The 8,712-nt window shown below is 62.6% G+C and carries 10 protein-coding genes, 1 tRNA gene and 1 pseudogene; all 12 read right to left on the bottom strand.

Annotation, left to right across the window (positions count from 1 at the left end; all coding sequences use genetic code 11):
• Positions 1 to 167: NAD(P)H-dependent oxidoreductase subunit E (locus ACTHNR_RS13235; RefSeq protein WP_440548105.1), on the bottom strand; the 167-nt coding region annotated here is incomplete at its 3' end.
• Between the two features lie 132 nt (positions 168 to 299).
• The gene (locus ACTHNR_RS13230; protein WP_440548104.1) at positions 300 to 1,553 is read right to left on the bottom strand and encodes an NADH-quinone oxidoreductase subunit D; all 1,254 of its coding nucleotides are present in this window, start codon (positions 1,551 to 1,553) and stop codon (positions 300 to 302) included.
• Between the two features lie 18 nt (positions 1,554 to 1,571).
• Positions 1,572 to 2,165, bottom strand: a pseudogene (locus tag ACTHNR_RS13225) (NADH-quinone oxidoreductase subunit C); the annotation flags it as partial.
• Between the two features lie 19 nt (positions 2,166 to 2,184).
• Positions 2,185 to 2,664: a NuoB/complex I 20 kDa subunit family protein gene (locus ACTHNR_RS13220; protein WP_006052903.1), complete on the bottom strand. Its 480-nt coding sequence runs from the start codon at positions 2,662 to 2,664 to the stop codon at positions 2,185 to 2,187.
• Positions 2,665 to 2,729: 65 nt separating this feature from the next.
• Positions 2,730 to 3,089 (bottom strand): NADH-quinone oxidoreductase subunit A, encoded by a 360-nt coding sequence (locus tag ACTHNR_RS13215; protein WP_440548102.1) that lies wholly within the window; start codon positions 3,087 to 3,089, stop codon positions 2,730 to 2,732.
• Between the two features lie 175 nt (positions 3,090 to 3,264).
• A tRNA-Leu gene (locus tag ACTHNR_RS13210) sits at positions 3,265 to 3,349 on the bottom strand.
• 115 nt (positions 3,350 to 3,464) lie between these two features.
• On the bottom strand, positions 3,465 to 3,833 hold the full coding sequence (gene secG / locus ACTHNR_RS13205; RefSeq protein ID WP_440548101.1) for a preprotein translocase subunit SecG: 369 nt from the start codon (positions 3,831 to 3,833) through the stop codon (positions 3,465 to 3,467).
• Between the two features lie 75 nt (positions 3,834 to 3,908).
• Positions 3,909 to 4,688, bottom strand: coding sequence for a triose-phosphate isomerase (gene tpiA, locus ACTHNR_RS13200; protein WP_440548100.1), 780 nt, complete (start codon positions 4,686 to 4,688; stop codon positions 3,909 to 3,911).
• Between the two features lie 274 nt (positions 4,689 to 4,962).
• The gene (locus ACTHNR_RS13195) at positions 4,963 to 5,175 is read right to left on the bottom strand and encodes a DUF1059 domain-containing protein (RefSeq protein WP_440548099.1); all 213 of its coding nucleotides are present in this window, start codon (positions 5,173 to 5,175) and stop codon (positions 4,963 to 4,965) included.
• Positions 5,176 to 5,226: 51 nt separating this feature from the next.
• Positions 5,227 to 6,618: an FAD-binding oxidoreductase gene (locus ACTHNR_RS13190; protein WP_440548103.1), complete on the bottom strand. Its 1,392-nt coding sequence runs from the start codon at positions 6,616 to 6,618 to the stop codon at positions 5,227 to 5,229.
• A gap of 274 nt (positions 6,619 to 6,892) precedes the next feature.
• On the bottom strand, positions 6,893 to 7,912 hold the full coding sequence (locus ACTHNR_RS13185; RefSeq protein WP_440548098.1) for an NAD(P)H-quinone oxidoreductase: 1,020 nt from the start codon (positions 7,910 to 7,912) through the stop codon (positions 6,893 to 6,895).
• Between the two features lie 113 nt (positions 7,913 to 8,025).
• A partial coding sequence (locus tag ACTHNR_RS13180; protein ID WP_440548097.1) for a S1 RNA-binding domain-containing protein occupies positions 8,026 to 8,712 on the bottom strand: 687 nt, incomplete at its 5' end.

Below are 8,712 nucleotides of genomic sequence, written 5' to 3'. Positions count from 1 at the left end.
GCCGGCATGCCGAGATAGTCGGCCACGAACTGCATCAGTTCGGGCGACAGCCAGCCGTGCTCTTCCTGAGCCACGGCCAAGGCCGACATCACGGCGGACTGTTTCTGATCGGCGGGATACTTCGCCACCGCGCGATCGATTTCTTTCAGGCCATCAGCTGAGATCATTTTGAGAACACGAACTCTTTCAATTCCTACCGAACGAAAACCTGCCGCCTTTGTTCGCGGCGGCAGACCCGGCGCACCCGGCAACCAGGGGCACATTCATGCCACCCTCGTTGCTGGCGCGCCGTGCGGCGCTTACCGGTCGATTTCGCCGAACACAAAGTCCTGCGTGCCGATGATGGTCACGGCGTCCGCGATCATGTGACCGCGCGCCATTTCGTCGAGCGCGGCCAAGTGCGCGTAACCCGGCGCACGGATCTTGAGGCGATACGGCTTGTTCGCGCCGTCCGACACCAAATAGATGCCGAATTCGCCCTTCGGATGCTCGACCGCCGCGTATGCCTCGCCTTCCGGCACGTGAAACCCTTCCGTGAAGAGCTTGAAGTGGTGAATCAGCTCTTCCATGTTCGACTTCATGCCTACGCGCGAGGGCGGTGCGACCTTATGGTTGTCGGTCATCACCGGGCCCGGGTTTTTGCGCAGCCACTCGATACATTGCTTGGCGATGCGTGTGGACTGACGCATTTCCTCCACGCGCACGAGGTACCGGTCGTAGCAATCGCCGTTCACGCCGACGGGGATGTCGAAATCGAGCTGATCGTACACCTCGTATGGCTGCTTCTTGCGCAAATCCCACTCCACGCCCGACCCACGCAGCATCGCACCCGTCAGACCCATCTGGAACGCGCGCTCCGGGCTCACGACGCCGATACCCACCAAGCGCTGCTTCCAGATACGGTTATCGGTGAGCAGCGTTTCGTATTCGTCGACGCAGCCGGGGAAGCGCGTGAAGAAGTCGTCGATGAAGTCGAGCAGCGAGCCTTGCCGCGCTTCGTTCATCCGTTCGAGCGCCTTTGCGTTGCGGATCTTCGACGCCTTGTATTGCGGCATCGCGTCGGGCAGGTCGCGATAAACGCCGCCCGGACGATAATACGCCGCGTGCATGCGTGCACCGGAAACCGCTTCGTAGACGTCCATCAGATCCTCGCGCTCGCGGAACGCGTAGAGGAAGACGGCCATCGCGCCGACGTCGAGCGCATGCGCGCCGATCCACATGAGGTGGTTCAGCACGCGCGTGATCTCGTCGAACAGCACGCGGATGTACTTGGCGCGCAGCGGCACGTCGATGCCGAGCAGCTTCTCGATCGCGAGGACGTAGCCGTGCTCGTTGACCATCATCGACACGTAGTCGAGACGGTCCATGTACGGCACGGATTGAATGAAGGTCTTGTTCTCGGCGAGTTTTTCCGTCGCGCGATGCAAGAGGCCGATATGCGGATCGGCGCGCTGAATCACTTCGCCGTCGAGCTCGAGCACGAGGCGCAGCACGCCGTGCGCTGCCGGGTGCTGCGGGCCGAAGTTGAGCGTGTAGTTCTTGATCTCTGCCATGGCGACCTCTGAGGGTGTCAGACCGCCGTAGCGATCCTCGCGAATCACGCGCGGCGTGCTTTCGCGCGGCTCGATCGTCACCGGCTGGTAGACGACGCGCTTTTCTTCCGGGTCGTAACGCATTTCGACGTAGCCCGACACCGGGAAGTCTTTGCGGAACGGGTGGCCGATGAAGCCGTAGTCGGTCAGGATACGACGCAGGTCGGGGTGACCGTCGAAGACGATGCCGTACAGGTCGAACGCTTCGCGTTCGTACCAGTTGGCCGAATTCCAGATCTCGACGATGGACGGCAGAATCGGCATGTCGTCATCCGGTGCGAACACGCGTACGCGCACGCGCCAGTTGTTCGACACCGACAACAGATGCGAAACGGCGGCGAAACGCGGGCCTTCATAGGCGCCGTCGCCATAGGTTTGGTAGTCGACGCCGCACAGGTCGATCAACTGCTCGAAGCCGAGCGTGCGATCGTCGCGCAGGCGCTTGGCGACATCGAGGTAGTCACCGGCCTTCACGACGATCGTCAGCTCGCCGACCGATTCGGTGATGCTCGTCAGACGGCCGCCAAAGGCCGCCTCGAGGTTCGCTTTGAGGGTCTCGAGTTTGCTTGCCATATTGTGGGAAAGCTTGCGCTTATTGACGGGCGATGGTGTTGGTGCGGCGGATCTTCGCCTGCAGCTGGATCACGCCGTAGACCAGCGCTTCCGCCGTCGGCGGGCAGCCGGGCACGTAGACGTCCACGGGCACGATACGATCGCAACCGCGCACGACGGAATACGAGTAGTGGTAGTAGCCGCCGCCGTTCGCGCACGACCCCATCGAGATCACCCAGCGCGGCTCGGCCATCTGGTCGTAGACCTTGCGCAGCGCGGGCGCCATTTTATTGCAGAGCGTACCGGCCACGATCATGACGTCGGACTGACGCGGACTCGGACGGAACACGACCCCGAACCGGTCGAGATCGTAGCGGGCCGCGCCCGCATGCATCATCTCGACCGCGCAGCAGGCGAGCCCGAACGTCATCGGCCACAGGGAACCCGTGCGCGTCCAGTTGATCAGCTTGTCAGCCGTGGTGGTGACAAACCCTTCCTTCAAGACCCCTTCGATACTCATTTGCTTTGCACTCCAGACGGGACGGCGAGCTTCGCACCGACCGCGAGAAACCGGCGATTAACCCCTCACTCCCAATCGAGCCCGCCCTTGCGCCAGATGTAGGCGAAACCGAGCAGCAGTTCGAGCAGGAAAATCATCATCGCCATGAAGCCGAGCCAGCCGATATCACGCAGGGCGACACCCCACGGAAACAGGAACGCGGTCTCGAGATCGAAAATGATGAACAGAATGGCGACGAGGTAGTAGCGCACGTCGAACTTCATACGCGCGTCTTCGAATGCCTCGAAGCCGCACTCGTACGGCGAATTCTTTGAATTGTCGGGGCGGCTGGGGGCGAGGATCTTGCCGATGCTGACAAGTGCAATACCTAAACCGGTGCCCACAAGAAGGAAGAGCAATACGGGGAAGTAGGCTGCGAGGTTCAAGACTATCCTCTTTCGGTTGGTTCTGAGTACCGTAGGGATCGGTCCCATCCCTACAGAAAATCACTTCGGCCCACCATTGTCTTCGCGAAAGATACACTGCATGGAAGACGTAAGCATGACTGCAGAAGCGACAATGCCAGCCGAAGCGAAGCAAGCGGCTGGCATTGGATAACTTTGGTGCCGACGGCGAGACTCGAACTCGCACAGCTTTCGCCACTACCCCCTCAAGATAGCGTGTCTACCAATTTCACCACGTCGGCACTGTATGCAACCCGGGACACAACTTGTTGGAACCCGCGAATCGCTTCAAGACTTAAATTCTAACGTGCTTCCTAGAATTGTTCAACGCACAAATGCCACTTTATGCGAAATTTATTATTTCGGCACCGCGCTGCTCGAGGGCGCCGCCACTGCCGCGGGCAGGGACGCAGCCGGAGCCGAGGCAGCCGTGCTCGGCGCGACTTGAGCCGGCGCCGAACCGAGCACACCCGCGGACGGCTTGGACTTGTACGAACCGAGATAGGTCAGCGTGAGCGTCGTCGCGAAGAAAATCGCGGCGAGAATCGCTGTGGTGCGCGACAGGAAATTGGCCGAACCGGTGGCGCCGAACAGGCTGCCCGACGCCCCGCTACCGAATGCGGCGCCCATGTCGGCGCCCTTGCCATGCTGCAAGAGCACAAGGCCGATGACGCCCAGCGCCGACAACAACTGCACGACGATGATCAACGTTTTCAAAAACAGCATCTGACTCACCTGATTTGAGGTTTGAGCATCCGGCTCGATAGGCGCCGAACACCGCTTCGCACTTGCGCCCGACGTTCAGCGAGCTTCGCTCGCCGCTTTCGCCGCCGCGCAAATCGCGAGGAAATCTTCACTCTTGAGCGACGCGCCGCCGATGAGGCCGCCGTCGATATCGGGCTGACCGAACAGCGTCAGCGCGTTCTCGGGCTTCACGCTGCCGCCGTAGAGCAACGCGACGCCCGCGAGTGAGGCATCTTTTTTGGCAAGACGCGCACGCAAAAACGCATGCACCTCTTGCGCCTGTTCGGCCGTCGCGCTTTTGCCCGTACCGATCGCCCAGACGGGCTCGTATGCGACCACGATGCGCGCCGCTTCCTCGACCGACAGCAGACTCAGGACCGCATCGAGCTGCGCCCCGACGACAGCTTCAGTCGTACCGGCTTCGCGCTCGGCCAGCGTTTCGCCGATACAAACGATCGGCGTGAGGCCGGCCTCGAGCGCGCGGCGCGCCTTCGACGCAACGAGTTCCGAGCTTTCCGCATGATACGCGCGGCGCTCGGAGTGACCGACGATCGCGAGCGTGGCGCCGAACTCCGCCGCCATCTCGGCCGCCACTTCGCCCGTGTAGGCGCCGTGCGTGTAGGTCGAGATGTCTTGGACGCCCCATGCAACGGGGTTGCCCGCAAGCTGCGACTGCACTTGTGCGAGATAGGGCGTAGGCACGCACACGCCGACGCGGATCGCTTCCGCGACCGCACCCGCGCCTTGTGCGACGGACTGCAGCAGCGCCGCGTTTTCCGCGAGCCGCCCATGCATCTTCCAATTGCCGACTACCCACTTCACCCGCTGTTTCGACATGTCTCGCCCGTGTTTGATGTCCTGCCGACGGCCCGGCCCTTGCAAACCCTTTCAGGCTGCTTGCAGACAACCTGCAGGCGCGCAAAAGGACCTGACGCGCGACGGCGCACGCAAAACGCTCAATTTTACTGTGCTTGGCGGGAGCCGGTCAAACCGCGCGCGAAGCGGGGGTGGGGACCAATGCCGCGGGCGATGGAACGGTGTCGGCACGGGCGTCGTGCCGAACGCGCGAGACGGCCGCCCCGTGCGGGCGGCCGGCCATGTTGGCGAACGCTCACTTCGCGCGAGGCGACTCGAGCGGCGGCGTGCCTTCATGAAACAGCGTCGACAGCTGCGAACGCAGTTCGGGCGAGTCGACGTGGTGATGGACGCTGACGGCGTGCTGCACCGCCGCCTCGATCAGTTCCTTGTCGCTGTCCGCGGACAGGGCGACGCTACAGTTCATTTCACTGGGAAACTCTCGGCAATCGATGTATTTGCGGGCCATGATGTTGCTCCTCGATCGAATAGAGATCGCCCCCCGCTCGAGTGAGCCGCCTCAGACAGCCGACGGCTTGATGTTTTGATTGTGCCGGAACACGTTGCCCGGGTCGTACCGGGTCTTCGCCGCGACGAGCCGCGCGTAATTGGGTCCATACGCCGCATTCACACGTGCGCCTTCTTCCTGCGTAAGAAAGTTCACATAGACGCTTCCGAGCGCAAACGGCGCCGACGCCTCGAAATAGTTGCGCGCCCATTCGATGCATCGCGCATCTTCGCTCGGGTCGTCCCATCGTGCATGGACGTTCATGACGTACTTCGCGTCGCGGCTGCTATAAGCGGTGGCCTCCGGGGACACGCGGCACGTCGCGCCGCCCACTTGGCCGAAGAAGATCTCGCATTGAGGCGAAGGCAAACGCGCCATCGCATCTAGGGCCGCGTCGATCAACCCCTGCGGCAAATCGGTGAAATTATGCGATTTCCAGTAATTGCGCGAGCCGGGCGCCAGCAAAGGATCGAACGCTTTCTGCCACGCCGCGTACGGCATCGGCCCCAGGTGCTCGCCGCACGGCGTGCCGAAGCTTCGCACGATCTCGGTTGCGCGAGCGCCCTCTTCGACCGGGCCCGCATAGCACAGTGCAAATACGATCACGGGTTTGCCGTGCACATCGGCCGGGAGGAACGGCAGCGGCGGCGCAAGCCGCATGACGGTCCAGACCGATAAGTCGTCGGGCATCGCATCGGTAGCCGCGCCGTATTTGCGCAACGCATCGCCGGCCTGCTCGATCGGCACAACGAACAGCCCGCCGTAGACGTCGGGGCCGACACGATGCAGCCCGAACTCGAACATCGTCACGACGCCGAAATTGCCGCCTCCTCCGCGAATCGCCCAGAACAGATCGTCCGCGTGGGCAGCGTCCGCATGCACGAGTTCGCCGTCGGCAGTCACGACGTCCACCGAAAGCAAATTGTCGACTGACATCCCGTACTTGCGGCTGAGCCAGCCGAATCCGCCGCCTAGGGTCAATCCCGCCACGCCCGTCGTCGAATTGATGCCAAGCGGCGTCGCAAGGCCGAACGCCTGCGCTTCGTGATCGAACTCTCCAAGCGTCACGCCCGGCTCGACATACGCCCGGCGGGCAAGCGGATCGATGCGCACCGACTTCATGGCCGACAGATCGATGACGAGCCCGCCGTCGCAAACGGCGCTGCCCGCGATATTGTGGCCGCCGCCACGCACGGCCAGAAGCAGGTCGTTCTCGCGTGCGAAGCGTACGGCGCGGCGAACATCGGCCACTCCGGCGCAGCGCACGATCGCCGCGGGATGCCGATCGACCGTCGCATTCCAAATGTGTCGCGCCTCATCGTAGCCAGCGTCGCCTTCCTGCAACACGTGGCCGCGTATCGCCCCTTTGAATTCCTCGACCGCGTCTTTCTTCAAGTCGATCACGGCTGCCTCCCGCACGGTTGGAAACGCGTCGATCGTCACGCGGCGATCGAACGATCGCTCATATCATTGAAAGCACAATGAAAGAACGCACCGATAGCAGTATGGGTGCGTCCGTGGCGCGGGCCAAAGGGCGATATTGAAATGAAGGGGTGCGCCGATCATATGCGCTGCGCACGGAACGATGGCACCGTTCGTGCGTGGCTAAGAAGACGAACCGGACAAGCCGCGTGAAATCAACGGCTTGGATGGTCGGATGGATGCGCGGGGCGCGGCGCTACTGCCCCTCTGAAGTCCAATCGAGGATGATCTTGCCCACATGTTCGCCGCTTTCCATCAAGGCATGGGCTTCGCTGGCGCGGCCCGCGGGCAGCACGCGGTACACGATCGGCTTGATTCGCCCCTCCTCGATCAAGGGCCACACGCGCGCTTTCAACTGCGCGGCGATTTTCGCCTTGAACTCGATCGAACGAGGCCGCAGCGTCGAACCGGTCACCGTCAGACGCCGACGCAGCACTTCGCTGAGATTGACCTCGGCCTTCGCTCCGCCCAGCAACGCAATGATGACGAGCCTGCCGCCGTCGGCCAGCGCCGACAGTTCACGCGGCACGTAACCGCCCGCCACCATGTCGAGAATGACGTCGACGCCGCGATCGTTCGTCAGCGACTTCACGACTTCCACGAAATCCTCGGATTTGTAGTTGATCGCTCGCTCCGCGCCGAGCGCTTCGCACGCCTTGCATTTCTCGGCCGTGCCGGCGGTCGCGAACACACGGAACCCGAGCGCGTGCGCGATCTGGATGGCCGCCACCCCGATGCCGCTGGAGCCGCCTTGAACGAGCAGCGTTTCGTTCGCCCCGCCTTCGCCCAAGCCCAACTGCGCACGGTCGAACACGTTGCTCCATACCGTGAAAAACGTCTCGGGCAGCGATGCCGCTTCGATGTCGGTCAATGATCCAGGCACCGGCAAGCACTGTTGAAGCGGCACGACCGCATATTGCGCATAGCCGCCGCCGGCCAACAGCGCGCATACGCGATCGCCGATCTTCAGGCCGAACGGATTGTGCTTCTCGTCCAGGCTGCCGCCAACGATCTCGCCGGCGATTTCGAGCCCGGGCAGATCGGACACCCCTGGAGGCGGCGCATAGGCGCCCTTGCGCTGAAACACGTCCGGACGATTGACGCCCGACGCCGACACCTTGACCAACACTTCGCCGTTGCCCGGCACGGGCTTCGGACGCTCGCCAAGCACAAGTACGTCGGGCCCGCCGAACTCCGTAATCTCGATCGCTTTCACATCACCTCCGAGGCAGTCGCACTGGGAAACGGCACCATTCTGATGAAAAAACGGCCGGCGCGCTTGAAAAGCGGCCGGCCGTCGTGGGAGCAAGCTCCACAGGCTATCAGGCGTTACTGCGGAGTCGAATCGCCTTGCGGAGCGGGCGCGCCGCCTTCGTTCAGCAGCGCCTTCGCCGACAGACGCACACGGCCCTTTTCATCCGTTTGGATGACCTTGACCTTCACGTGCTGACCTTCGGTGAGGTAGTCCTTGATGTCCTTGATGCGCTCGTTCGCAATCTCGGAGATGTGAAGCAGACCGTCCTTGCCGGGCAAAATGTTCACGATCGCGCCGAACTCGAGCAGCTTGAGCACGGCGCCTTCGTAGACTTGCCCCACTTCGACTTCGGCCGTGATCGCTTCGATGCGGCGCTTGGCTTCCGCCATGCCCTCGCTGCTCGTGCTGGCGATCGTCACGACGCCGTCGTCGGAGATGTCGATCGTCGTGCCCGTTTCTTCCGTCAGCGCACGGATGACCGAACCGCCCTTGCCGATCACGTCGCGGATCTTTTCCGGATTGATCTTGACGGTGATCATGCGCGGCGCGAAGGCCGAGAGCTCCGTGCTCGCGCCGGAGACGGCATCCTTCATCTTGCCGAGGATGTGCATGCGGCCTTCCTTCGCCTGAGCCAGCGCGACCTGCATGATTTCCTTCGTGATCCCTTGAATCTTGATGTCCATCTGCAGCGCGGTCACGCCATCCGCCGTGCCGGCCACCTTGAAGTCCATGTCGCCGAGGTGATCTTCGTCGCCGAGGAT

It is taken from the genome of Trinickia sp. (genome assembly GCF_051954495.1).
In the GTDB taxonomy this organism is placed as follows: Bacteria; Pseudomonadota; Gammaproteobacteria; order Burkholderiales; family Burkholderiaceae; genus Trinickia.
Note: the sequence above shows the minus strand (reverse complement) of the source record. Positions and strands in the feature narration are given on the sequence as shown.